Annotated in this window: 31 protein-coding genes and 1 tRNA gene; 13 read left to right on the top strand and 19 right to left on the bottom strand. The window is 59.2% G+C overall.

Translation table 11 applies throughout. The features are described 5' to 3' along the window. Positions 1-603 precede the first annotated feature (603 nt). From CYG48_RS04755 to prfB, 3 genes are all read left to right on the top strand, one after another. Complete coding sequence (locus tag CYG48_RS04755) at positions 604-1,812, top strand: N-acetylmuramoyl-L-alanine amidase (protein ID WP_118851496.1); 1,209 nt, start codon at positions 604-606, stop codon at positions 1,810-1,812. A 250-nt stretch (positions 1,813-2,062) separates the two neighbouring features. Beyond that, positions 2,063-4,519 carry a penicillin-binding protein 1A gene (locus CYG48_RS04760; RefSeq protein WP_118849330.1) on the top strand — a complete coding sequence of 819 codons (2,457 nt, stop codon included), beginning with the start codon at positions 2,063-2,065 and terminating at the stop codon, positions 4,517-4,519. A gap of 110 nt (positions 4,520-4,629) precedes the next feature. Beyond that, a protein-coding gene (gene prfB, locus CYG48_RS04765; protein ID WP_199925217.1) for a peptide chain release factor 2 occupies positions 4,630-5,761 on the top strand; the annotation gives its coding sequence in 2 pieces (ribosomal slippage) (positions 4,630-4,698 and positions 4,700-5,761; 1,131 coding nt in all). A 56-nt stretch (positions 5,762-5,817) separates the two neighbouring features. Here prfB and CYG48_RS04770 read toward each other — a convergent pair. Then, positions 5,818-6,591 carry an NAD kinase gene (locus CYG48_RS04770; RefSeq protein ID WP_118849332.1) on the bottom strand — a complete coding sequence of 258 codons (774 nt, stop codon included), beginning with the start codon at positions 6,589-6,591 and terminating at the stop codon, positions 5,818-5,820. A 225-nt stretch (positions 6,592-6,816) separates the two neighbouring features. On the opposite strand from CYG48_RS04770, the gene CYG48_RS04775 reads away from it, so the two are divergent. Further along, a tRNA-Thr gene (locus tag CYG48_RS04775) sits at positions 6,817-6,892 on the top strand. 82 nt (positions 6,893-6,974) lie between these two features. Here CYG48_RS04775 and CYG48_RS04780 read toward each other — a convergent pair. The 16 genes from CYG48_RS04780 to CYG48_RS04840 all read right to left on the bottom strand — a co-directional run bounded on the left by CYG48_RS04780 (position 6,975) and on the right by CYG48_RS04840 (position 15,548). Then, positions 6,975-8,006 carry a tyrosine-type recombinase/integrase gene (locus tag CYG48_RS04780; RefSeq protein WP_118849333.1) on the bottom strand — a complete coding sequence of 344 codons (1,032 nt, stop codon included), beginning with the start codon at positions 8,004-8,006 and terminating at the stop codon, positions 6,975-6,977. A gap of 215 nt (positions 8,007-8,221) precedes the next feature. Then, positions 8,222-8,449, bottom strand: a complete 228-nt coding sequence (locus CYG48_RS04785) for a hypothetical protein (RefSeq protein ID WP_118849334.1) — start codon at positions 8,447-8,449, stop codon at positions 8,222-8,224. Positions 8,450-8,609: 160 nt separating this feature from the next. Then, positions 8,610-8,789 carry a hypothetical protein gene (locus tag CYG48_RS04790; protein ID WP_118849335.1) on the bottom strand — a complete coding sequence of 60 codons (180 nt, stop codon included), beginning with the start codon at positions 8,787-8,789 and terminating at the stop codon, positions 8,610-8,612. Beyond that, positions 8,786-9,445, bottom strand: a complete 660-nt coding sequence (locus tag CYG48_RS04795) for a hypothetical protein (protein WP_118849336.1) — start codon at positions 9,443-9,445, stop codon at positions 8,786-8,788. Before CYG48_RS04795 ends, CYG48_RS04790 begins: the two co-directional genes overlap by 4 nt. Then, complete coding sequence (locus CYG48_RS22400) at positions 9,442-9,582, bottom strand: hypothetical protein (protein ID WP_199925218.1); 141 nt, start codon at positions 9,580-9,582, stop codon at positions 9,442-9,444. The genes CYG48_RS04795 and CYG48_RS22400 overlap by 4 nt, the downstream gene beginning before the upstream one ends. Further along, on the bottom strand, positions 9,579-9,791 hold the full coding sequence (locus tag CYG48_RS04800; RefSeq protein ID WP_118849337.1) for a hypothetical protein: 213 nt from the start codon (positions 9,789-9,791) through the stop codon (positions 9,579-9,581). Before CYG48_RS04800 ends, CYG48_RS22400 begins: the two co-directional genes overlap by 4 nt. Positions 9,792-10,496: 705 nt before the next feature. Further along, positions 10,497-10,880, bottom strand: coding sequence for an HNH endonuclease signature motif containing protein (locus CYG48_RS04805; protein ID WP_118849338.1), 384 nt, complete (start codon positions 10,878-10,880; stop codon positions 10,497-10,499). Next, the gene (locus tag CYG48_RS22405; RefSeq protein WP_199925219.1) at positions 10,877-11,020 is read right to left on the bottom strand and encodes a hypothetical protein; all 144 of its coding nucleotides are present in this window, start codon (positions 11,018-11,020) and stop codon (positions 10,877-10,879) included. Before CYG48_RS22405 ends, CYG48_RS04805 begins: the two co-directional genes overlap by 4 nt. Further along, a complete protein-coding gene (locus CYG48_RS04810) occupies positions 11,017-11,811 on the bottom strand; it encodes a recombination protein NinB (RefSeq protein ID WP_118849339.1) in 795 nt (264 codons plus the stop codon). The genes CYG48_RS22405 and CYG48_RS04810 overlap by 4 nt, the downstream gene beginning before the upstream one ends. Beyond that, positions 11,808-12,419, bottom strand: a complete 612-nt coding sequence (locus CYG48_RS04815) for a lambda exonuclease family protein (RefSeq protein WP_118849340.1) — start codon at positions 12,417-12,419, stop codon at positions 11,808-11,810. The genes CYG48_RS04810 and CYG48_RS04815 overlap by 4 nt, the downstream gene beginning before the upstream one ends. Next, complete coding sequence (locus CYG48_RS04820; RefSeq protein ID WP_199925220.1) at positions 12,416-13,285, bottom strand: ERF family protein; 870 nt, start codon at positions 13,283-13,285, stop codon at positions 12,416-12,418. Before CYG48_RS04820 ends, CYG48_RS04815 begins: the two co-directional genes overlap by 4 nt. Next, complete coding sequence (locus CYG48_RS22410; protein WP_199925221.1) at positions 13,273-13,536, bottom strand: hypothetical protein; 264 nt, start codon at positions 13,534-13,536, stop codon at positions 13,273-13,275. Before CYG48_RS22410 ends, CYG48_RS04820 begins: the two co-directional genes overlap by 13 nt. Beyond that, positions 13,529-13,966, bottom strand: coding sequence for a hypothetical protein (locus CYG48_RS04825; protein WP_118849342.1), 438 nt, complete (start codon positions 13,964-13,966; stop codon positions 13,529-13,531). Before CYG48_RS04825 ends, CYG48_RS22410 begins: the two co-directional genes overlap by 8 nt. Beyond that, on the bottom strand, positions 13,959-14,360 hold the full coding sequence (locus CYG48_RS04830; protein WP_118849343.1) for a hypothetical protein: 402 nt from the start codon (positions 14,358-14,360) through the stop codon (positions 13,959-13,961). Before CYG48_RS04830 ends, CYG48_RS04825 begins: the two co-directional genes overlap by 8 nt. An 86-nt stretch (positions 14,361-14,446) precedes the next feature. Further along, complete coding sequence (locus CYG48_RS04835) at positions 14,447-14,686, bottom strand: hypothetical protein (RefSeq protein ID WP_118849344.1); 240 nt, start codon at positions 14,684-14,686, stop codon at positions 14,447-14,449. A gap of 118 nt (positions 14,687-14,804) precedes the next feature. Continuing rightward, positions 14,805-15,548 (bottom strand): N-6 DNA methylase, encoded by a 744-nt coding sequence (locus tag CYG48_RS04840; RefSeq protein ID WP_118849345.1) that lies wholly within the window; start codon positions 15,546-15,548, stop codon positions 14,805-14,807. Positions 15,549-16,492: 944 nt separating this feature from the next. Between CYG48_RS04840 and CYG48_RS22255 the strand changes: the two genes are divergently transcribed. After that, positions 16,493-16,696: a hypothetical protein gene (locus tag CYG48_RS22255; protein ID WP_150132687.1), complete on the top strand. Its 204-nt coding sequence runs from the start codon at positions 16,493-16,495 to the stop codon at positions 16,694-16,696. Next, positions 16,680-17,219 (top strand): GNAT family N-acetyltransferase, encoded by a 540-nt coding sequence (locus CYG48_RS04845; RefSeq protein WP_199925222.1) that lies wholly within the window; start codon positions 16,680-16,682, stop codon positions 17,217-17,219. The genes CYG48_RS22255 and CYG48_RS04845 overlap by 17 nt, the downstream gene beginning before the upstream one ends. A 13-nt stretch (positions 17,220-17,232) precedes the next feature. Here CYG48_RS04845 and CYG48_RS22625 read toward each other — a convergent pair whose 3' ends face one another. Together CYG48_RS22625 and CYG48_RS22260 are read right to left on the bottom strand one after the other, a co-directional pair. Further along, entirely contained in the window at positions 17,233-17,451 is a 219-nt protein-coding gene (locus CYG48_RS22625) for a hypothetical protein (protein ID WP_118849347.1), read from the bottom strand. Between the two features lie 279 nt (positions 17,452-17,730). After that, positions 17,731-18,174, bottom strand: a complete 444-nt coding sequence (locus tag CYG48_RS22260; RefSeq protein WP_150132688.1) for a helix-turn-helix transcriptional regulator — start codon at positions 18,172-18,174, stop codon at positions 17,731-17,733. 82 nt (positions 18,175-18,256) lie between these two features. Here CYG48_RS22260 and CYG48_RS04860 point away from each other — a divergent pair, with 82 nt between their 5' ends. From CYG48_RS04860 to CYG48_RS04895, 7 genes are all read left to right on the top strand, one after another. Continuing rightward, positions 18,257-18,475: a hypothetical protein gene (locus CYG48_RS04860; protein WP_150132689.1), complete on the top strand. Its 219-nt coding sequence runs from the start codon at positions 18,257-18,259 to the stop codon at positions 18,473-18,475. Continuing rightward, positions 18,472-19,137: an HNH endonuclease gene (locus tag CYG48_RS04865; RefSeq protein WP_118849350.1), complete on the top strand. Its 666-nt coding sequence runs from the start codon at positions 18,472-18,474 to the stop codon at positions 19,135-19,137. Before CYG48_RS04860 ends, CYG48_RS04865 begins: the two co-directional genes overlap by 4 nt. After that, on the top strand, positions 19,134-19,493 hold the full coding sequence (locus CYG48_RS04870; RefSeq protein ID WP_118849351.1) for a hypothetical protein: 360 nt from the start codon (positions 19,134-19,136) through the stop codon (positions 19,491-19,493). The genes CYG48_RS04865 and CYG48_RS04870 overlap by 4 nt, the downstream gene beginning before the upstream one ends. 2 nt (positions 19,494-19,495) lie before the next feature. Beyond that, positions 19,496-19,789 (top strand): DUF6197 family protein, encoded by a 294-nt coding sequence (locus tag CYG48_RS04875; RefSeq protein WP_118849352.1) that lies wholly within the window; start codon positions 19,496-19,498, stop codon positions 19,787-19,789. 190 nt (positions 19,790-19,979) lie between these two features. Further along, positions 19,980-20,174: a hypothetical protein gene (locus CYG48_RS04885; RefSeq protein ID WP_118849354.1), complete on the top strand. Its 195-nt coding sequence runs from the start codon at positions 19,980-19,982 to the stop codon at positions 20,172-20,174. 143 nt (positions 20,175-20,317) lie between these two features. Further along, positions 20,318-20,737: a hypothetical protein gene (locus tag CYG48_RS04890; protein ID WP_199925223.1), complete on the top strand. Its 420-nt coding sequence runs from the start codon at positions 20,318-20,320 to the stop codon at positions 20,735-20,737. A gap of 5 nt (positions 20,738-20,742) precedes the next feature. After that, the gene (locus CYG48_RS04895; RefSeq protein ID WP_118849356.1) at positions 20,743-21,294 is read left to right on the top strand and encodes a hypothetical protein; all 552 of its coding nucleotides are present in this window, start codon (positions 20,743-20,745) and stop codon (positions 21,292-21,294) included. The last annotated feature ends 65 nt before the right edge of the window (positions 21,295-21,359 follow it).

Here is a 21,359-nt window from a genome sequence, read left to right on the forward strand (position 1 = left end):
GGCTTGTCATGCGAACGGGTCGCTGCGCCGGATAAAGATGTTCCCGCAGGACCTGCCCATTGCAGCAACCCGAAGATTGACGGGGCTCCTCGCTCCCTCAGTCCCTTCAGGTTATAGATTTTGTGCCGCAACATCGAAGACCAACAAGAAAGACAATACGAAGGCCGAAAGGCCCGATGAGTGTGCTCCAAACGAGCGTTGGATGGCGTGCCATCCGGGATTGCACCGGCCACCGCCGGACGTGATTCAGTATCAGGAGAAAGTGTAACGACGGCGGATGACTGTCGGTCGTCGGCGCCCGGTCCATAAGTGGCTGGCAGCCTATCGGCAGACTATCCCGTCAACACTTTTACCCTCGTTCGCGTTGTATGGTTTATCTGTCACATTGGCAAGGGAAAAGCCAAGTCGGCCATATTCTGGATGGAATTGCTCGGCTTATCCTCGTCTGAAATTGGATAATGATTCGCGATGTTTCCGGCAAATGGGGTGCCGTGGACATGGCATCGCGGGTACTCATATCTTGCGGACGGGACTTTCGATGAGAATGACATCTTGAGCGGGCGCGACGGGACGGGTCTCTTCGGGCAACTCGCGACAACCTCGATGGTCGGTACAGCGCGAATCACCGCGACGCTCCTTGTCGTAGTCGCGGCGCTTCTGCTTGCGCTTGCTCCGGTACGCGCGACGACGATCGCGCCACCTCTGCTTGCCTACGGCGCACGGGTTGCCGGGGACGATGCCCGCACGCGGATCGTCGTGGAGTTCGAGAAGAAGCCGGACTTCTCCGTCCACTATGTCGGCAACCCGGAACGCGTGATCGTGGACCTGCCGGCGACCGCCTTCGGATTCCCGGCCGAAGATCTCGGCGCACGTGGGCTGTTCAAGGACATTCGCTATGGGACCATGGACGAGACGAGCGCCCGTATTGTGCTGACGGCAACGAAACCGGTGAAGCTGGTGTTGGCCGAGGTGCAGGAGAACGACAACGGCAGTTATCGGCTGGTACTCGATGCGGAGATGACCTCGAAGGAGGTCTTTGCCAACCTCGTCAGGACGCAGGACTGGTCGACGCCATCGGCCGAGACGCCAGATCCGCTGGTCTCGTCGCAAGGCGACAGTGTCTTCACCGTCGCGGTCGATGCGGGACATGGCGGAATCGACGCCGGCGCAACCGGCATCGGTACGAAGACGCCCGAGAAGACCATTACGCTGGCTTTCGCGAAGATCCTGGCGGAGCGGTTGAACAAGCTGCCGGGCACCAAGGCCTTTCTCACCCGCGACGACGATACCTTCCTGTCGCTCTCGGAGCGGGTGACGCGCGCCCGGCAGGGCCATGCCGACCTCTTCATCTCGTTGCATGCCGACACGCTGAACCAGCGCGATATCCGCGGCGCCACCGTCTATACCCTGTCGGACAAGGCCTCCGACCGAATGGCGGAGAACCTCGCGGCGCGCGAAAACCTGTCCGACCAGCTTGCAGGCTTCAGCATCGAGAGCGGTCCCCCGGAAGTCGCCGACATCCTGCTCGATCTCGCACGCCGCGAGACGCAGGCTTTCTCCTCGGCGCTCGCTTCGCACGTGGTGGAATCATTTGAAGGGCAGGTGGCGCTCATCAACAACCCGCACCGCTACGCCAGCTTTCAGGTTCTGCGGGCGCCCGACATCCCGTCCGTGCTTCTGGAGCTCGGTTTCCTGTCCAATCCGGACGACGAGAAGCTTCTCCTTGATGATTCCTGGCGCATCAAGGTCACCGACCGCATTGTTGATGCCGTGCGCCGCTACCGGGAGCGCGCCGTCGCCAACGGTGGATAGTGTGACTGGAAGGCCGCAATGGTGTTGCTTGCGCCACGCTTCGATGCTGAAGACCTTTCACAAGGGTTAATAGCGCGCCGGGAGCCCTATTTTACTCACATTCAACCGGTTACTCGCTGAAGCTGACACGCAAGTGATCGCAGACGATTGATCTTCTCCGCCTTGCACAGCCGCAACCACCGTGCAAAACGCCTTAAATCATGCCATGGTGATCCATGCGCCGAATGAAAGCTGAACGGTAGCTCAGACAATGATCAGACTGATTGGGTATTTCTTTGGACTGGCTTGCGTCCTCTTCCTGGTCGTGGCCGCCGGCGTTGGTATCTACCTCGCCGGTATGACCAAGGACTTGCCGAATTACGAGGTTCTTGCCTCGTATGAGCCGCCTGTTGCCACGCGCGTGCATGCCGGGAACGGCGCCCTGATGGCTGAATATGCCCGCGAACGGCGCCTGTTCCTGCCGATCCAGGCCGTGCCGGATCGCGTCAAGGCAGCTTTCCTGTCGGCGGAAGACAAGAACTTCTACAACCACCCGGGCGTGGATATCACCGGTCTCGCCCGCGCAATCGTTTCCAACATCCAGAACCTTGGTTCGGGCCGTCGCCCGGAAGGCGCGTCCACGATCACGCAGCAGGTGGCGAAGAACTTCCTCCTGACCGCCGACCAGACGATCGACCGCAAGGTCAAGGAAGCGATTCTCTCCTTCCGCATCGAGCAGACCTATTCCAAGGACAAGATCCTCGAGCTTTACCTCAACGAGATCTTTTTCGGCCTGAACTCCTACGGCATCGCCGGCGCGGCACTCACCTATTTCGACAAGTCGGTAACGGAGCTGACGACGGCAGAAGCCGCCTATCTGGCAGCCCTTCCAAAGGGGCCCGCGAACTACCATCCGTTCCGCCGCGAGAAGGCAGCGCTCGAGCGCCGCAACTGGGTCATCGATCGCATGGCCGAGAACGGTTACATCACCCAGTCGGATGCCGACGAGGCCAAGAAGCAGCCGCTTGGCGTGAACCCGCGCCGCTCGGGCATCCACCTTTTTGCCTCTGACTATTTCTCCGAGGAAGTCCGTCGCCAGATCATCGAGCGTTACGGCGACAAGTCGCTTTACGAAGGTGGCCTGTCCGTCCGCACCTCGCTCGACCCGGAACTGCAGGTCATCGCCCGCAAGGTGCTGCAGGAAGGGCTTGTTGAGTACGACCAGCGCCGTGGTTTCCATGGTCCGGTTGCGCAGATCTCGATGGTCGGCGACTGGGGTCCCGAGCTCGCCAAGATGTCGGCCCTGCGGGACGTTCCCGAATGGAAGCTTGCGGTCGTGATTGACGTGACGCCGCAGTCTGTCAGCATCGGCCTGCAGCCATCCACGGATGGCGCCGGCAAGGTTGACCCTGCGCGCGAAGCCGGCACGATCGACGCCGACGACATGAAATGGGCCTTCCGCGACGCCACCGACAAGCGCAAGACCGCAAAGTCGCCGGAAGGCGTGCTGAACCGCGGCGACGTCATCTATGTCGAGCTGATCGACGAGGCTGCGAAGACCTATCGCCTGCGCCAGCCGCCGAAGGTTCAGGGCGGGTTTGTCGCCATGGATCCGAACACCGGTCGTGTTCTCGCCATGGCGGGCGGCTTCTCCTACGCCCAGTCTGAGTTCAACCGCGCCACGCAGGCCATGCGCCAGCCGGGCTCATCCTTCAAGCCGTTCGTCTACGCTGCGGCGCTCGATAATGGGTACACGCCGGCATCGGTCATTCTGGATGCGCCGATCGAGATCGTCTCGGGCGGCCAGGTCTGGCGCCCGGACAACTACGGCGGCAATTCCGGCGGCCCGTCGACGCTGCGCACCGGTATCGAAAAGTCACGAAACCAGATGACCGTGCGCCTTGCGCAGGACATGGGGATGGAACTGGTTGCTGAATATGCCGAGCGTTTCGGCATCTATGACAAGATGCTGCCGGTGCTCGCCATGTCCCTCGGCTCGGGTGAGACCACTGTCATGCGCATGGTCTCGGCTTACGCCGTGCTCGCCAATGGCGGAAAGCAGATCAAGCCGACGGTGATCGACCGCATCCAGGACCGCTATGGCAAGACGATCTTCCGTCACGAAGAGCGTAATTGCGACGGCTGCAATGCCAACGCCTGGAACAATCAGGAAGAACCGACCGTGGTGGACACCCGCGAGCAGGTTCTTGATCCGATGACCGCCTACCAGATCACCTCGATGATGCAGGGCGTTGTCCAGCGCGGCACGGCGGCCGGCAAGATCCCGGTGAAGGACCGCGACGTCGCCGGCAAGACCGGCACCACCAATGACGAAAAGGACGCTTGGTTCGTCGGTTACACCCCGAACCTCGTGGCCGGTCTCTACATCGGATACGACACGCCGGCGCCGCTTGGCCACGCTGGTACCGGCAGCGGGCTAGCAGCCCCGATCTTCGGCAAGTTTCTGGAAGAGGCCGCAAAGCTGACGCCAGCCGAGAAGTTCCACGTTCCGGAAGGCATGCAACTGGTTGCCGTCAACCGCAAGACCGGCATGGCCGCCATGGAAGGCGAGCCGGATACGATCGTCGAGGCCTTCAAGCCCGGTACCGGTCCGGCGGATGTCTTCCAGGTCATCGGCGATGGCGAATACATGACCCAGGACCAGATCTTCTCGCACTCGCCGCAGGCGCAGCAGGCGGTCACCTCCGGCATGCCGGGGCTGTTCTAAGGCTTCCCGAGCCGAGGCGAGGGCAGGGGCCGGTCTTTACATCCGGTCCCGAGCCAACTATGTCCACGGCACCTTTGAAATCCGAAAATAGAGAGTGAAGAACCAACGCCATGCGTGCGGAAATCATCAATGTCGTCGACGAAATCAAGCAGGCCATAAGCCTGCTGAGGAGGCATCTTTGACTGGGATCAGGCGGTAAGACGACTGGACTGGTTGAATAACAAGGCAGAGGATCCAAACCTCTGGAACGATGCGCAGGAAGCCCAGAAGCTGATGCGCGAACGCCAACAGCTTGAAGATGGCATCAATGGCGTCAAGGCCATGGAAAGCCAGCTCAACGACAATATCGAGCTGATCGAGCTTGGCGAAGAAGAAGGCGACGAGGGCATCGTCACCGAGGCGGAGAACGCGCTGAAGGCCCTGAAGGCCGAAGCCGGCCGCCGGCAGGTCGAAGCCATGCTGTCCGGCGAAGCGGACGGCAACGACACCTATCTTGAAGTGCATTCCGGCGCGGGTGGAACGGAAAGCCAGGATTGGGCGAACATGCTGTTGCGCATGTACACCCGCTGGGCCGAGCGCTCCGGCTTCAAGGTCGAGCTCATGGAAGTGCATGACGGCGAAGAAGCCGGCATCAAGTCCGCGACGATGCTGGTCAAGGGCCACAATGCCTATGGCTGGCTGAAGACCGAATCGGGCGTGCACCGCCTCGTGCGCATCTCGCCATATGACAGCAATGCTCGCCGCCACACGTCCTTCTCGTCGATCTGGGTCTACCCGGTTGTCGACGAATCGATCAACATCGACGTCAACGAGAGCGACTGCCGTATCGACACCTACCGGTCTTCGGGCGCAGGCGGACAGCACGTCAACACGACCGACTCGGCGGTGCGCATTACCCATATTCCGACGGGCATCGTGGTCGCCTGCCAGCAGGAGCGTTCGCAGCACAAGAACCGGGCCAAGGCTTGGGAAATGTTGCGTGCCCGTCTGTATGAAGCCGAGCTGAAGAAGCGCGAAGATGCGGCGAATGCCGAAGCGGCGTCCAAGACCGATATCGGCTGGGGCCACCAGATCCGCTCCTATGTCCTGCAGCCATACCAGTTGGTGAAGGACCTGCGCACCGGCGTGTCGAGCACGGCGCCGGATGACGTTCTGGATGGCGACCTCAACGAGTTCATGGAGGCCGCGCTGGCGCACCGCATCAGCGGCAAGCCGGACGTGGATGTCGCGGACGTCGACTGATCAAGGTCGAAGGATAAGAGAAGGGCCGGACACGCATCCGGCCTTTTTCGTTTTTGCTAGTTGCTGAACTGCTCGGCAAGGATGCGATCCGACCAAGAATGGTCGGGGTCGGATAGAAGACGCGCCGTCACGTCCGTGCACTGCGCCACGCGCACATGCAGCACCGATTTCACTTCTGCATTGTCGGCAACGGCGTTCACAGGGCGCTTTTCCGGCTCCAGGATCTCGAGATCAACGCAGACATGATTCGGAAGCAGGGCACCACGCCACCGCCTGGGGCGGAAGGCCGAGACCGGCGTCATGGCAAGCAATGGCGCTTCGAGCGGCAGGATCGGTCCATGTGCCGAGAGGTTGTAAGCGGTCGAGCCGGCGGGTGTTGCAATCATCAACCCGTCGCAGATCAGTTCCTCGAGCCGCGTATGCCCGTCGATCACCACCCGCAGCTTCGCCGCCTGGTATGACTGGCGGAAAAGGTAGACTTCGTTGATGGCGAGCGCCGTGGAGGTGGAGCCGTCTTCGTTCGTGGTCGTCATCTTCAGCGGGTGAAATTCGTTTTCCACCGCATGGGCAATGCGCTCGTGAAGACCATCTGCCCGGTAGTCGTTCATCAGGAAGCCGACCGAGCCGCAGTTCATGCCGTAGACGCATTTGTCGGTGTTGATCGTCTCGTGCAGCGTCTGCAGCATGAAGCCGTCGCCACCAAGCGCCACCAGGATATCGGCATCGGCCGGCGGGACGTTGCCGTAAAGCCGCACCAGTTCTTCCAGGGCCATCTGCGCCTCAGGAGCAGTCGAGGCGATGAAGGAAAGCGTTTGCGACTGACGGGACATCTGATCAGGCCTTTGGATGCTGCCCGCAGGGCATAGGCTGGAACCTTGGACTTGGCTTCGCCGTGCGGCGAGCTTGCCCGACTTTAGGTACCCGAGAACCAAGCCCTTGCACAAGCGCAGTCGCGGCATTTGCGTACGCCTGAGACGATCCAGCATTTGGCACACCCGTCCTCAGATTTGCTCTTTACAGAGCGGGCGAAACCGCTTAACTCCGCCGCTACAAGTGCCCTTGTAGCTCAGTTGGTAGAGCACCTGATTTGTAATCAGGGGGTCGCGGGTTCGAACCCTGCCGGGGGCACCATTTTCCATAACAACTTCAGCCATTTATGCGATTGGTAAAAATCGCTGTTTTACAGCATGTCGCGTATTTTACGAATCTGTTCTCATCGCGTTCCGCGACTAATGGCATCAATGACCTCCTGCCCAGCCAGGTAGTGACGCCGAATTATGCCCTCCGCATCCTCTCTGGAATGCCCTGAAATCTCGGCTATGAGCCGGATCTTCTCCTCATGAGACCGATCCAGATGCGCGTAAGCGTATGTGATGGCCGTTCCCCGCAGGTCGTGGAACGTGACGCCGCTAATCCCCAGCTTCGCCATTTCCTTGCGCCATGACGCCTTGAACCCGCTCGAGGTCCAGCTCTGGCCGAAGGAGTTAACAAGCACCCGCTGGCGCTTCGCCTCTTTGGCCTCATTCAAGATTGGCAGGATATCCGGGGCGGCCGTGATTCTAACCCGCGCCCCAGTCTTCCCCTGCTTGATAGATACCCTTTCGCCGTCAAAGGCGATCATTGGCATGGTGAGCAGGTCGGCTTGCCGCTGCATCGTCCATAGCGCCATGCATGCGACCGACCTGATATGAGGAGCAGCGCGGGTAAGGACGGTGTTGATCTGCTCCATCGTCCAAACCGTATCGCGCCGGCTGCCCTCGTGAAGCTTCTCGACGCGCTCAAGCGGATTCCGCAGGATGATCTCGTTATCCTTCGCCCATGCGAATAGTCGAGACAGAAGGCCGATGTGCATGTCCGCTGAGCGCGGAGCGTCCTTCATGGTATCTCGCCACTCTAGGAACCTGCGACGGCTCCCACGGGCTTCTACAGCCGCTACAGGGATGACGCCGAAGACCTCCTTGATTAGCCCGAACATCCGCTCGTAATCCTTGCGGGTGGAAGGGGCGAGGGCTTTGTATTTAGCAGTTGCCCGGAAGTCTTCGATCAGAGAACTGATCGTCCCCTCGACGGCCTTCGTGGGCCTATCCCGCGTCAGTCGGATGTATTCCTGAGTGAATGCCTTGGTGCCAGGCTTCGACATGATCCGCGGAGCACCTTTCCCCCGCCATGCGTAGTAGTAGGTTGCCGTGGTTCCGTCAGCGAGCTTGACGTTGACCTTATGCACGCCCACTAGCTTTCCTTCCATCTTCCCACGCCTTCCAAGCTTTCTCTGCCGGGTCTTCTTCTCGATCGACCACAGCGAAGCTCTTCGGCGCGAACTCGATCTCGCCTGAAGGGTGCATCGTCACCCTGACATTGTGCATTGCTGCGGCTTCGGCAGCATCCGCGATTTCGGATCTCGTGTAAGTGCGTGCTCTGCTCATGCAGGGTTGTCCACATTGTTTCCACAGGCTGGCTTGCTCATGCCGCCACCTCAACAATCCAGGCTACGCCCTGCATGAAAGCACAGAGCGCACCGAGCAGGATGATCCGGCCGGCATAGGAGAGGCAGAACGCGTACCGTGGCGTCCATTGCCGATCCTGGCCGCGCAGTTGAGGTCCGTGGATCACGTCTTCCCGCCATGCCAAGACAATGCAAGCCGCGAGGATGAGAAGGAACGGGGTCCAGAACGTCGGGAGGATGTTCATTCGGACGGCTCCCTCGATGAGGGCGCGGGGGCATTGTGAATTTCTTGCCCAATGGAATGGTCGCTGCTTGCCGCGCAGTAGCAGGGCAAGGATTCTGGACCGCGATGAACATGGTGCGTGGAGTGCCGCTCACGCTCAGGCGTCTGTTTTTCCGTGGTCATCACCATGTCCCTCCAAGAGGTTCGTCCATGTTCTTCTTGATCCAGGCCCGCTGCTCCTCTTCCGTGCCATTGGCTGGGAAGGGCTCTGCGAGCTTGGCATCGGATGGAAGTATGTGTTCCTTGCCATCGATCGTGACCCGCTTCATGAGCGGACCAGCTTGGCTCTGTCGGTTGCTCATTCTGCCGGTCCCTCCGATGCGAGGGCGGCGCGAACGCAGGCGTCAATGATGCGGTTCATGTAGTCTGCGAGGTCGTTATCGACCGTGCCGCCGTCTGCCATGCGCTCAAGAAGTTCGTCCCGAGCCTTCAACCCGGCACTGCGGATTGCTGCTTCAGTCCCCCGCACATGCGACTGGCGAGCGGGGGTCGTGTAGAGGTAGATCACCTCAGTCGGGCCTTCACTGCCGGCGGCTGCAATAGCCTCGATGTTGGCAACGTCCCGGCTCATGTGTTCGCAGCCGGTGCAATCCGTGGTCATAGCCGCGAAGGGCTCACCAAACACATTCCGCTCCTGCGCTGCCGGCATGATGGTGAACGCGAACGCCTGCCGCTTGTATACCTCGATCGCCCCGCGCACACGATCCTTCTCCGACAGATCTGGCCGCTTCAAAGACCGCTCCCACTGGCTCATGGCGGCTTCGGTGCAGATTGCCTCCTGGCGCTCGTATTCGGCCGGCGCTGTCCTGCTGTTATCGCCCAATAAGTTCTCCAGCGTCCGCCAGTCTTCCGCAGGAAGATCGACAGGCCATTCCTTATCGGCGGGGTAATCCGGCCCCATCTCGGCAACCTGTTCATTCAGGATGGCGGCGAAATCTTTGATGCTTTCGATGGTCATGGCTTCTGCTCCTGCATCTTGTTCAGGGCTGCGTTGATGGCTTCGACAAATGCGGGGCCGGGACCAAGCTTTCCGCCGTGCCGGCTATGCCAAGCGGCCCAAGCTGCTGCGATCATTTCAGGGGTGGCGCGGGTCATTGGTCTGCCCTTCCTGAAATTGGGGCTGCTAGAGACACGCCCACCATCACAAGTGCCTGGCGAGCTCGACGTACCGACGCTTCCTGCCCGGGGTTGATCCCGCTGCGCGCCTCAATCAAGCTGTCATTTGCCGGATCACCAGCAATGGCCCGCAAGGCATTGATGCAGATTGCAAGCTTTCCTTCATGCGTCTCGGTGTGCTGGGTCATGGCTGTCTGCCTCCGACGATTTTGCCTGTCCGGCGGTCAACAACTGTGCGTCCGTTTCTACTCCATAGGTGATTGGGGTTTGGTGGCGAGGTCAGATCGGCTATCGTTCTCGCTCCAGCGTAATAGCGCCCATGCACTAGGCCATAGCTGAGCCCACTCAAGTCAGAGATCTGACGTAATGTCTTTCCTTCTACCTTCACGGTGATGCACCGATTAGAAACCTGCTCCATGGCGGGAGCCCACCGTACGTTTCCTGGCTCATAGTTGCCGGCTTGGTCAGGATGTCGATCGAGCGTCATCCCCTTTGGTCTGTGCCCCATGTCTGCAAAGAAGCACTCAAAACCCGTCATGCCATTTTCGCCATGCAGCCACCGGTCGCATATTTTGACACCCTTGCCGCCATACAGGTTCCAGTCCTTATGCTTAGGGTTCAAGCACCTCGCTCTCATGGCGTAATATGAGCCATACTCAGGGCTTGCTCGTCGATGCCGCGAGTGCCCGTGCGTTGCGTTGGGTTGGTTCCCAGCGCGCGCCAAACATCCACACGACTTCAGCATTCTGGCTGTTAATTGATACCCAGGCTTGATGCAGGTCGCTCCGCAATCGCAACGGCATATCCACCACGCGTGGTTCTTCCCGCTAACTGGCTTCAACGAATGGAATTCAACAGCTACCAGCATGTCGCTCCGGACTCCGGTGATGTCCTTAATCTTTCCCATAGCCAACCACCTCTCCTGTTTCCCGATGCACGACCGAACCATCTAGGCAACGCTTGAGCTTCGGATGGCTTAATGATGACTTCGCCTTGGCGATGCCGAGATGCTTGGCCTTGACGCGCTTGGCCTTGGAGATGGCCGCAACGTCTACCTTGTCCTTCTGGCGCCGGCAGGCTTCGTGGGCGGGTGCGCAGTTGTCGTCGCTATCTTCGCCGCCTAGACCGAGTGCCCTAAGGTGCTCCACGGTCCACTTCTCGCGAACGCCGTCGATCTTGTTTCGGCATAGGCAGCAGACACCGCCATGGGCCTCGAAGATCCGCAGGCGGCGCATACGGCCCATGCTCTTGCGCGGGGTGGTGCCAACGTCGGTCACTTCCCCACCTCCATCTTCGGCAGGCTTTCCACCTGGTCATCAAGAGCGGTACGCGGGCGGGTCCATCCGATACGGTCCCGCATGCGGTTGACCAGACCGGCTGCCATAGCCGTAGCCGTGGATTGATCGAGGAGGGTCATGCCTGGAGTTCCTTCTCATCCATTCCCGCGTAGGCGGCTATGACGGGCACAGCTCGATGGGGCGGCGCTTCGGATAGGACTGCTTGCTTGCAAACGCGGTAGATCGATCCGGCCTTTTCCTTGATCGCACTGGCAGTCTCGGGCGGGCATAAATCGCCCACGGCGAGGCGCTGGTTGTTGAGGATGGCGAGGTTAGCGTCAGTGTCGCCACCGACGTTCGTCGCGCTCCACAACATTCGGGCTGCGGTCTTGAGCCATTCGGCTTCCGTAAGAGAGGCAGCGGGCGAAGATCCGGGGGGAGGAGGATCGCTATCCTCGCCCGCTGCGGCCGGTGCACTGGCGGTGTCTCCGGCGGGTTCCGATGAAGGGGACGGTTCATCGGAATTGGGTTGATCGGGGTCTTTCGGCTCTTTGAAGATGACTGGGTGTTCGGGGTCCGCGCCGAAGGCATAGATCGCCTCGATCATGTTGCTCATCTCATCGACCGTCATGGTTGACGTGTGGATGCCGAGTGGCACGACAGTTCCGGGGTCGATACCGGGCACCACCTGCGCCTTGCGGAGCGAGGCGGTGAACATATTCTTCCAGTCCTCGACCTTCAGCTTCACGCCGTACCAGACTACTTGGTCTGCCACTTCGCCCAGCATCGCGTGCAGCTTCGCGTTCTGCTCGTTGGAACGGGTCTTCTTCCGAAACTCCACGATTGTGCCGGCCTCAACCTTCTGAGCCCAGCGAGCCACTTGCTCACGGTCGGAGGGATGATTGATGATGACGGTCGCACGGGTTGTCATGCGGCCTCCCGTTCGCCGTAATGGCGGATCCGCTCGACCAGCGCTGCAAGCTCGTCGTTGAACCGGTCGATCTCGCCGGCCATGTTCTTGATGTAGTCTTCGTCGCGATAGACCCGCACCGTCAGCATCGGCAGGCGAGGCCAGTAGGAAACGAAGTCCCACCATTCGCGCTCGGATAGCCAGAGATTTCCCTGCACCTGGGCGACATGCTCGGGCGGCAAGCGGTTGCGCTCCAGCCGGTCAATCTGGATGTGCGGGAGCGCGGTCTTGATCTCCAACCCGCCGTTTGTCCCGACGAGGCTATCCGGGCTGGCGCCCTTGTTGCCGTTGCGAATGAAGCCGACGCGAACGATTTCAGCGGATTCGATGAAGGCGTAGGTTTCCCGCGCCTCATCTTCCATCACCTTGCCGCGCTCCATGTGACCGTTGGTGAAGCCCTCTGCGACTTCGCCTGTGATGATCTCGCCGGCAAGCTTGCGCATGTACTCGCTGCGCGTCTTGCCTTCGCCCTTAGCCATGACCGTGGCGAACTTGCTGGCGGTAGGGATGCCGAGACGAGCCTGAAACCACTCGTCCTCGCCCTGCTCGAAGATGAAAACCTGCATCATGACGCGGCCCTCTGGCCCATCTTCGCCTTGCGGTCATTCAGGATGCGAACGGCACTATCGAACTGGCTGGCAAGCATGTCAGGGACACAATCGATCTTGCCCAACTTGCAGAACCGCTCGACATCAGAATTCGTCTCCTCCAGGAGCTGAAGGATGACCTTCACCTGCTCCGGAGAAATCCGTTCCGGTTCCTTCTCCTCATCAGCGGCCTTCCCGTCGTCATCGTGGCTTACAGATAGGCCAAGCGCGAGCTTGAGGGTGTAGCGCTGGAGATAGGTTACGGCTGACGCTATGGCCTGTAGGCTGTTCTTGCCGCCGGAGTTATCGGCACCAGCGGAAAGCGGTGTACGGGTCGCGTGACCGTCCACATGCTCAAGAACGCACGTAACAGTGATCGGGCGGTCAACGCCGTTGTCGCTTTCGAATCGGTAGCTAAGACCATGCTTGGTCAGGATCGGGGTAACCTGCTCCTCGATCCCTGCAAGGTCTTCATGACGATAATTAACCCGCTGCTTCCCCTGCGGAGTGTAGTCGACCTCGCGCGTCTTCATGATCGGGCGGATTTCTGCCTTGGCAGCAGCAACGGCGCGGGTAAATGCAAGCTTAGCGTTGCGAGCTTCCTCACGGTCCCGTAGGTCCATCATCTGCTTCAGGATGTCGGCAGAGACGCCCATCTCGAGGGCGCGGCCTACCATCTCCATAGGCGTGAGCGCTGTTGGCCGGCGTTCTTCCACGTCGGTCGGCTTATGGATTTCGACTGCATTTCCCATTTTTGCCTCCATGGCCTGTTTTGCTTTCGCGACGACGCCGAGCGCCAAGCCGCCGATCTGTTGTTCCGTGCCAGCGGGATCGATCACTTGCGCCATGCTGTGATCTCCTGCTTGTCGAGGGCTTCGTGCTTGTAGTGATCGTTGAGTTTGATTGACCCGCCGACGATGACGGCGAGGGAGAACACGAACGTGAAGACGGCGAGGTAATCGCGGAACGTCACGCTGAAGAGCGGGACCGTCTTGCGTTCGAGCTTCGCGGCGAGGTTGATGAGAGGGACTGCTGCAGACTGGCATTCACGGCCTTCGCAGCATCCAGAGAAAGCATGAGCGGGGCAGCAGCTATGCATGGGAGCCTCCTGCACGGGCGGCGCGGCGGAAATCCCCGACCTTCAAATGCCATCGGCTATCAGCCAAGGGCGCCAAATCCATCTCATCCGGCCATTCTGGCGAGAACTCGCGCTGCATCTGGTGGATGAACGGCTTCAGCGCCTCGCGCAGTTGGTTGTTCGCTCGGATCAGTTCATCGCGCTCACGTCGAACCGTCTCAGCATCGGCTGCATGGTTGCTTGCCTCGACCTTAAGGGCGGCGATCTCAGCGTCCTTGGCGGCGGAGACGTGGCTGATGATGTTCTCTGCCCGATCCAGCGCGAATTCCCGGCGAAGGTGCCAAAGGCTACCCGGGATGCTGTCCCGGCCGTCCTCGAGAGCCTTCCATGCTTCGCCGTCGATAATGAGAGCAACGGAGTCCTTCATCGTGTTTTGCTTTACCTCACCCATGGACCGCCTCCCGTGCTTCCTTGCGGGCATGATCCGCGGTGATGCGGAGGGGAGCCGAGGCTTCGAGGTCGTCCTTCCAGAGCGCCCACGCCTTGCTGTTGCGGACGTAGGCCGGGAAGGTAGGCTCATCGCTCAAGCCGAAGCCCTCGCGCTCGTCGCGGTCGTACAGGTACTGCCGAGCGGCATATTCGGTGATGTCTTCGTGCGCCCAGGTATCGGTGCTGACGCGAAGGACGGTTACGATCTCATCGTCTGCAAGATGATCCAGCATCTGTGCCACGGTCAGGGTCTGGCCGAAGAACTCGCTGTTGCGAATGTACTGGCGCTGGATGCGGGCACTGCAGACGACGGCGACGAGCGTTTCATTCGCCTCGATTGGATGCTTGCGTGTCATGGCTCTTCCCCATTGCCGCTTCTGTGCGGCGTGTTCATCGGCTTTCCAATTCCCCCGAGAACCGGGAGAAGCAGAAGGCGATGCGGTTAGGCGGCGCGAGGGCCGTGCTTGATGAAGGTGATTTGACCAGCCGCCAGCTGCCGCGCGATGCGGGCGTTATGCCGATCGGACGAGTGCGGGTAGCGCGTGCCGGTGCGGCGGCGCTTGGGATGGTTGAAGTCCACTACCGGTGTGTAGCGAATGGCCGGGGCGTCCAGCATGGCTGCCGAGATGCCGGACATTGCCAGCGCTGCCCCAATTCCGAAATATCCGTAAAGTCCGCGCATGTTCCAATCCTCTAGTTTTCTGTTGCGGTGTAGATGTTCGAGGCCCGCGCTCTCACCGCGTTTTGCGAGCTGCTGTGCTACATGACCGCCTCCCGGGTGGAGTGAGCGGAGCGGTGGATCAGGCGATGAGCGTGACGATGCAGGTGTTGACGCCGGTCCCGCTCGACTTGAAGGAGCCTTCCGGCAAAGCCTTCATCGTGCCGCTGTGCGCTTCAACGAAAGCGCGGAAGTCGGTCGTCATCTTGTTGTCGCGGAACATCACACTGTTCGACATGATGGCGACGAGCTTCCCGCCGGGGCGCAGGAACTTGAAGGCGTGGAGAACGTGCCGGATATCGTCTTGCTTGGCGAAAGGCGGGTTCATCACGACGCGGTCGAATCTTGCCTCAGGCTCTTCCGCGAGGAAGTCGGCAACCTTGATGTTTGCCTTCGGCAGGATTGCATGAGCCTTGGCGGCGCGAGATAGGTCGATCTCAAAGCCGGTGATAATCCCGCCGCGCCGCTCAGCAGCAAAGGCAATCCGCCCAATCCCGATGTTCGGCTCAAGCACCTGCATCCCGGCCTCGATGCCAGCGATGATGGCTACTTCGGTCGCGAGACCCTCGGGCGTATCGAATTGGCCGAAGTCCTGCTTGGTGACGCGATATTCGCCGGTCAGAATAATTGGCTCGATCGCGTCGATGGCATTGCCTTCGAACACATGAGCCTTCTTGCTGCGGTTCCACTTACCGCCAGCTGCCTCGAGAACCTTATTGGTCTCGACGTAAAGCTTGCGGTCCAGGTTTCCGTTCAGCGTAAGCAGCGCGCCGTCGATGGTCGCGGCATCCAGTACTTTCAAAACGTCTTGAGCAATCTGTGGCATTTCCGTTCTCCTCGTTCTTCGCGAGAGATCGGCGCTTCCGCTTCTTCGTCTCGCTGCTGATGAGGATGAAGGTACGATATGTACCCCATACTGTCAACAGGTGAGGGTACAGATAATACCTTATTTGTTGACGTCGAGGAAAAGGTCAGCCTATGCTTAGGGCGTCGGAGGGTTTGCCTTCCGACTAGCCAGACGTTTCGGGGCCACAGAGAGCCGACTATCTGGTGAAGACGCGCAAGGTTGGGGTGGCAAGCGGTGAACCGGCTATCAGGTTCAAGGGTCTGGCAAGCGCAAGGGTATCTGGAACCCGCCAGTGATCAGCCTTCCTGGGGCTATAGAAACCAGACATGAACCGGACAGGCTACGCACCGCCATATGGTGTGCCGGGGATGCACGGAAACCTCAGAATACTCAGTCGAGTGCTGAACGTGCAGAATCCCGCGCATTGGCTCGCTGCCGGTGCGTAGGGATTTTTGTGCACTGTTTCCTAGAAGCCTAGTCGTTGCTGAAGGAAGACGAGAGGATAAACCTCAGACATATCTTCCTCTGAGGGGAGTAATTAGAAGGGTGGGAGATGGCAGCTTCAGGCTTAGGAGACCCCGCATTCATTTCGTGAAAGAGGGGGCGGTTACCTTGGAAGGTAACGTCGGCGGCCGTGCAACAATTTGCACCAGCGGAAATGAAATTGATTTCACCGATTTGCAAAAATTTGCAAATGGACAGCGGCGCCGAATGACGCACAAAAAAACCCGCCGCAGCGGGTGGATACGATCAATTTAAAAATTAAATGCCAATTGTGTCGGCTGCACAGCTAGCTAGCTCGCTAACTTGCGCAGCAGGTAGCATGCCTGCGGCAAAAAATCAAGCAAACGTTGGTTGACTGATTCAAATAATAAACGAAATGAATTCCATATTCCGTAATCAACGGATTGATGGAGACCGCTATGAGCATCAAATCATCAGCTTTCGGCGGGGTAACCTTGACTGGTGAGGACGCCAAAAAGTTCGTCAACCAGGTAACATACGGGCGTCATAAGAAAGAAGCGACCGAAGCCGTAGCACGTGGTAGCGCGATGGCGAAGTCCTTCGCTCGTGACGGCAAGGTATCCCTTCGTCTGAAAGATGGCAAACTTGAGCACGTCCGATAGCCTCGATATCGAGCTTGTCATTCGCAGCATTGAACCCGGGGATAACATCTCCGGGTTTGTTTTGGCGGGAAAGACAAACCGTCCTTTGAAGCAGTTCCTTCGGAAGGAAGCGAGCCACCTCGAGACAAACAGTCTCGCCAGAACGTATGTTCTTTCTGAAGAAAGATCATCTGACATCATGGCCTTCGTAACGCTGATCGTCGGCGACGTTCAAGTGTTCAAGGCGCCTGACGCTGTTCATGATGGGGACTTTCGCTTCCGCTATCCTTCCTATCCGGCCATCAAGGTGGCGCGGCTAGCGGTGTCAGACCGCCACCAGGGCAAACGTCTTGGGAAGGTGATGATCGATTTCGCCTTGGGAGTGGCGAAGGAATACATATGCCCAAGGGTAGGCTGCCGCTTTGCAACGGTCGATGCCAAGAAACAGTCGGTTGCGTTCTACGAAAAATGCGGTTTTCGTCTTTTGGACACACCGGAAAATTTAGCTCTCGACGAGCCGTTTATGTTTATGGACCTCAGATAGGTCGCTCTTCCCACTAAACCTTCGCCCTTCGGCCCCGATACGTCTGCGGGGGTGGCGTAGCCTCATGGGCGAACGCCAACACCTCCAGCCAGGCGGCAAGTCCGGCCGGCACTTCCTCCATCCCGGTTTCCAGCGCTTCAATCCATGACAGCTCGCATTGCAGCGCCGATGCTAAGTTGATCGGCGTCCACCGGATCACGCGGAGGCAGTGGTTGAAGCGTTCGGGTGTCATGCTGGCGCGCTCACGTTTTAACCTTCATGAATCAATTGCTTGCCGTTATTCGGATTCCGCAGCCTTGAAATGACTCTACGTTTTGTTCACTATTGGTTCTTGTTTAGCGTGTGGTGGAAAACGGCATGACGCGGATCTACGATCGCATCCGACCCAAGTTCAAAACTAAAAACGAAGAGATCGTGGCTGGTCTGTTCGCCGCTGCCGGCGCGGATACGCCCGCGGCACCGGAGGTCGTCATCAAGCGTAAGGCCGCAGAAATTTCTACTCTCATGGCGCTCATACACGGTGGAGACTGGCAGGTTCAGATTGATCACGAGAGGGGCTATCTTCTGATTGGTCGTCGCCTTTAGGCAGGTAAAAGGTAACTAATCCCCATAGCGGCTCAATCGCGGCCTCGGGGAGCCCTTCAATCTGGCGGAGCAATTCTTTGACCTCTGTCTCGCCTTTAGCTTTTCGGGCGATGGGTTTGGATTTCGTAGGCGATCCTTCCCCCAAGTAAAGCCATTCAAGGGATACATCGAACAGATCGGCATAGACCCTTCCATCGGATACAGAAAATCCGTTCCGTCCAGATTCGTGACCTTTGTAGACGTTTTCGTTGATCTGCCCGTCAGACGCAGAGACGACACCCTTGGGGCCGGAAATCCCTGCCGTCTCACGGGCGGCCTTCAGCCGCTTTGCACGTTCTTGCTTCTCGAATTTTTCTTGGTCACTGGCCATGGTCTAAAAAATACCCGCGAGCAGGGTACAAGTAATATCCTGACCGCTTGACAAGGCAGGGTATGATTTGTACCTTGTTTGCATGACCCACGCAGAAATCATCAATAAGTGGCCGAGCCTTTCCGACTTCGCGGACGATCTTGGCATCCAGTACGGGACCGCGAAGGCCATGCGCCGTCGCGGCTCCATCCCGCCGGAACACTGGCTGAAGGTTACGTACCAAGCTGTATGTCGCGGGATACCAGGCATCACACTTGAAGTGCTGGCTGCTGCTGTCGCCAAACAGGGTGAAGAAGCATGAACGGCGGGCGAGATTATCTGGATCGGCATCTGCTCAATCACATCGTTTCGTGCTCCGTGTCGGATGACGAGATCCGGCGCCAAGAGGCGCAGAACGCGATCCGTCCACTTCGTCCAGCTGTCATGGGAAAGACCGGTGGATGCTGCTTCTACTGCGGCGGTGCCGCGAAAGCAGTCGATCATTTCCAGCCTATCACCAAAGGCGGCAGCGATAGGCTTGAAAACCTCGTTCCTGCGTGCAGCAGCTGCAACAACTCCAAGAGGGATCTCACCCTTGAGCAGTGGCGGAATGCGCGGCGTCGGGCGGCAGCCGTCAAGCAAGGTCTCCCGAACTTCAGCGCAACGCAATGCGACTGGCTGAAGGGTCATGGCTTTGATGTCTTCGAGGCCGTACCGGTAGCGCTCCCGACCTTCTGGTTCGAAGACCAAGGCATCGCCGCTCCAGACGTTGAAGCTGAAGAGTGGACGCCTTCCCGTGAAGGCAGGCTCTGGGCAATCAACCGCGTCATCAGCTCCCGTCGCGAATATCTCGACCTCTATTGCCACGAGCATGACGAGAAGCGCTCTGCGGTCCTCATCAGACTGAAAGCGCTCGGCATCTCCGACGCGATCTATGAACAGCTCGCCGCTCATCCGCATGCTTGGATGGAGATTGCAGCATGAACATCTGGAACAACAATCTCTCGACGGCTCCGCGCGGCAAGATGGTCCCGGCGCAGGTTCGGACCAAGGACGGCTTTAAGCAGATCGAGCAGTACCAAAAGGAAAAGATCCTCGCGGTGAACTCGGCTCATGAGGTCGTCAGCACTTACTGGATTCCGCCGCGCTACACGGCCTCTGGCAACGTTCTGGAAGGCAACCGGTGGTCCGGCTTCAACGCTGGCGATGAACCGCTCGCATGGGCTCCGTGGCCTGTCTACGTGCCGCCGTCTCATACGAATACCGACGCCGGGGTGCAGGACGAATGCGCGATCCACCCCGCCAACCATTTCATCCTCGATGACGTAGGAGGCCAGTGAGCATGAACACGGTCGAAATCCTCAAGGCGGCTCGCGAGCTGATCGCGGATGAAAAGAACTGGCTTCAAGGCTCGCTCTATGACCGGAGGAACGGTGAGGACTGCTACTGCGCCGTGGGCGCATTGGATGTCGTTACCGAGATGGATGGTGATGCTCTCGACCGAGCGATTGAGGCGATTCAGGAACTGCTTGGCGCTGGAAACAGCATCGTCAATTTCAACGACACCCACGCACATTCTCAGGTCATTGACCTTTTCGACAGCGCCATTGCTCGCGCTGAAAGCGAGGCCGCATGACCACCACCCGCGAACCCTTTGGCCGCAGCTGGCTCCAAGGCCTAGACGACGAGTTCGACCGTCAGTTTCCGGCATCAGCAACTCCTCTGACCACACAAGACGGCACAGTCATCGTCTCGGACAGCAACGGCAATTCAGCCTCCGGACGCACTCTCCAAGAGGCCCAGGAAGCTTACGATAGGAGGCAGGCATGAGCACGTTCCTTTGGGGTGCGGTTTCTGGCGCCGCTTTCGCAGGGCCATTCGCATTTCTCGCGGCAGTCTTCGTCTTCAACGCCAGGGCCAACTCCTACCAGCAGCAGGAAGATGACGAGGCCCAGGTTCAAGCACTGCTTGATTATCAGGCCATGACCGCGCTCGAGCGGGAGTTCCCCATCGCGCGGTAATCAAAAGGGCAGAGCAGGGCGCCGTCGATCTTGGCGGATAGGGCAGGCGCCGCTCTCTCACACAGGCATTCGGTTTAGGCCGGGTTCCTTTCTAACCATCGGCGGCTCTTGGCTACGGGGCAAACCTAGCAGGAGCAACCACCGTGATCAGACAAACTTCGAACCACGAAGAGACAATTAGCAAAACCGAAAACAGGGCGACAGTGATGAGTACCGTACAGATGTTTTCTCCCGACATAGCCGCTCAATACGGGCGCAAGATGGTCGAGATTGAGAGCCGCGGGAACGGCGACCAGATGAGCGCTCTTGAGCGCGTGGGGCGCGAATGCGGGCTCGGAGCCAGAGCACTCCGGCGCATCATAAACGGCGAAACAATCCCGACATTGCCGGTCTTCATCAGGATGAGGGCAGGCTACCTGAACATCTGCGAGCGTCAAATCCGCAAGCTCGAGATGCTGATTGAAACAGAGAAGGCGAGGTTCGGGCATGAGCCTTTGGAAGGTATTGGCGCTGAGGTTCAGGCTTTGGCGGCTAAAATTGAAGCTGCAAAAAGAGCGAGGTGACAGCGATGACAGCGCAGGCAGGGCACAACAGCAAGCTAACGGATCAGGAGAACCAGGCACTGTGGGGGCACCACGTGTCAAAGCGCGTGGCTCTGCAGCGACGAAAGGACGAACTGAAAGCTGAGGAAGACAAGCTCAAGGCCGACAGCAAGAACGACGGCTTGGCCGAGAAGGAGATCAAGGACTTCCTCGACTGCATGCTCTCCAAGGACAAGCAGAAGAAGATCGACCAGTTCAACATGCAGAAGCGGAACCGGATCCGCCTTGGTCTTATTCCCGACGATCGGAACGCTGACCTTCTCGCGGATCGCGTCACCTCCGAACAGATGATTACCGCGGCCGGCATTGAAGCCGGTCTTGCCGCCATCGATCGCGCCTCACCCTACGCTCCTGCCAGCAGCGAAGATCGCACATGGCTTGCGGGCTACGACGAGGGCCAGCGCATCGCCCGCGAAAACCTCCAGAGCGCCATGGAGAAGCGGAACGCGGCCAAGTCCAAGGAGGAAGCACCCTCCGATGGCGATCCCTTTGCAGATACCGGCGACGACGCCGAATGACCCGTCCTCCCGGCGAGCTTTCTCCCAAGCGCTCGCCCACCTTGCCGCGCCGCGAATGGCGCGGA

The sequence above is a fragment of the Neorhizobium sp. SOG26 genome (assembly GCF_003491345.1).
GTDB lineage: Bacteria > Pseudomonadota > Alphaproteobacteria > Rhizobiales > Rhizobiaceae > Neorhizobium > Neorhizobium turbinariae.

Coding starts and splice junctions, on each gene's coding strand:
- CYG48_RS04755 (WP_118851496.1), top strand. CDS start 604: ATGGTCGGTACAGCGCGAATCACCGCGACGCTCCTTGTCGTAGTCGCG.
- CYG48_RS04760 (WP_118849330.1), top strand. CDS start 2,063: ATGATCAGACTGATTGGGTATTTCTTTGGACTGGCTTGCGTCCTCTTC.
- CYG48_RS04770 (WP_118849332.1), bottom strand. CDS start 6,591: ATGTCCCGTCAGTCGCAAACGCTTTCCTTCATCGCCTCGACTGCTCCT.
- CYG48_RS04780 (WP_118849333.1), bottom strand. CDS start 8,006: ATGGAAGGAAAGCTAGTGGGCGTGCATAAGGTCAACGTCAAGCTCGCT.
- CYG48_RS04785 (WP_118849334.1), bottom strand. CDS start 8,449: ATGAACATCCTCCCGACGTTCTGGACCCCGTTCCTTCTCATCCTCGCG.
- CYG48_RS04790 (WP_118849335.1), bottom strand. CDS start 8,789: ATGAGCAACCGACAGAGCCAAGCTGGTCCGCTCATGAAGCGGGTCACG.
- CYG48_RS04795 (WP_118849336.1), bottom strand. CDS start 9,445: ATGACCATCGAAAGCATCAAAGATTTCGCCGCCATCCTGAATGAACAG.
- CYG48_RS22400 (WP_199925218.1), bottom strand. CDS start 9,582: ATGACCCGCGCCACCCCTGAAATGATCGCAGCAGCTTGGGCCGCTTGG.
- CYG48_RS04800 (WP_118849337.1), bottom strand. CDS start 9,791: ATGACCCAGCACACCGAGACGCATGAAGGAAAGCTTGCAATCTGCATC.
- CYG48_RS22405 (WP_199925219.1), bottom strand. CDS start 11,020: ATGACCCTCCTCGATCAATCCACGGCTACGGCTATGGCAGCCGGTCTG.
- CYG48_RS04810 (WP_118849339.1), bottom strand. CDS start 11,811: ATGACAACCCGTGCGACCGTCATCATCAATCATCCCTCCGACCGTGAG.
- CYG48_RS04815 (WP_118849340.1), bottom strand. CDS start 12,419: ATGATGCAGGTTTTCATCTTCGAGCAGGGCGAGGACGAGTGGTTTCAG.
- CYG48_RS04820 (WP_199925220.1), bottom strand. CDS start 13,285: ATGGCGCAAGTGATCGATCCCGCTGGCACGGAACAACAGATCGGCGGC.
- CYG48_RS22410 (WP_199925221.1), bottom strand. CDS start 13,536: ATGCATAGCTGCTGCCCCGCTCATGCTTTCTCTGGATGCTGCGAAGGC.
- CYG48_RS04825 (WP_118849342.1), bottom strand. CDS start 13,966: ATGGGTGAGGTAAAGCAAAACACGATGAAGGACTCCGTTGCTCTCATT.
- CYG48_RS04830 (WP_118849343.1), bottom strand. CDS start 14,360: ATGACACGCAAGCATCCAATCGAGGCGAATGAAACGCTCGTCGCCGTC.
- CYG48_RS04835 (WP_118849344.1), bottom strand. CDS start 14,686: ATGCGCGGACTTTACGGATATTTCGGAATTGGGGCAGCGCTGGCAATG.
- CYG48_RS04840 (WP_118849345.1), bottom strand. CDS start 15,548: ATGCCACAGATTGCTCAAGACGTTTTGAAAGTACTGGATGCCGCGACC.
- CYG48_RS22255 (WP_150132687.1), top strand. CDS start 16,493: ATGAGCATCAAATCATCAGCTTTCGGCGGGGTAACCTTGACTGGTGAG.
- CYG48_RS22625 (WP_118849347.1), bottom strand. CDS start 17,451: ATGACACCCGAACGCTTCAACCACTGCCTCCGCGTGATCCGGTGGACG.
- CYG48_RS22260 (WP_150132688.1), bottom strand. CDS start 18,174: ATGGCCAGTGACCAAGAAAAATTCGAGAAGCAAGAACGTGCAAAGCGG.
- CYG48_RS04860 (WP_150132689.1), top strand. CDS start 18,257: ATGACCCACGCAGAAATCATCAATAAGTGGCCGAGCCTTTCCGACTTC.
- CYG48_RS04865 (WP_118849350.1), top strand. CDS start 18,472: ATGAACGGCGGGCGAGATTATCTGGATCGGCATCTGCTCAATCACATC.
- CYG48_RS04870 (WP_118849351.1), top strand. CDS start 19,134: ATGAACATCTGGAACAACAATCTCTCGACGGCTCCGCGCGGCAAGATG.
- CYG48_RS04875 (WP_118849352.1), top strand. CDS start 19,496: ATGAACACGGTCGAAATCCTCAAGGCGGCTCGCGAGCTGATCGCGGAT.
- CYG48_RS04885 (WP_118849354.1), top strand. CDS start 19,980: ATGAGCACGTTCCTTTGGGGTGCGGTTTCTGGCGCCGCTTTCGCAGGG.
- CYG48_RS04895 (WP_118849356.1), top strand. CDS start 20,743: ATGACAGCGCAGGCAGGGCACAACAGCAAGCTAACGGATCAGGAGAAC.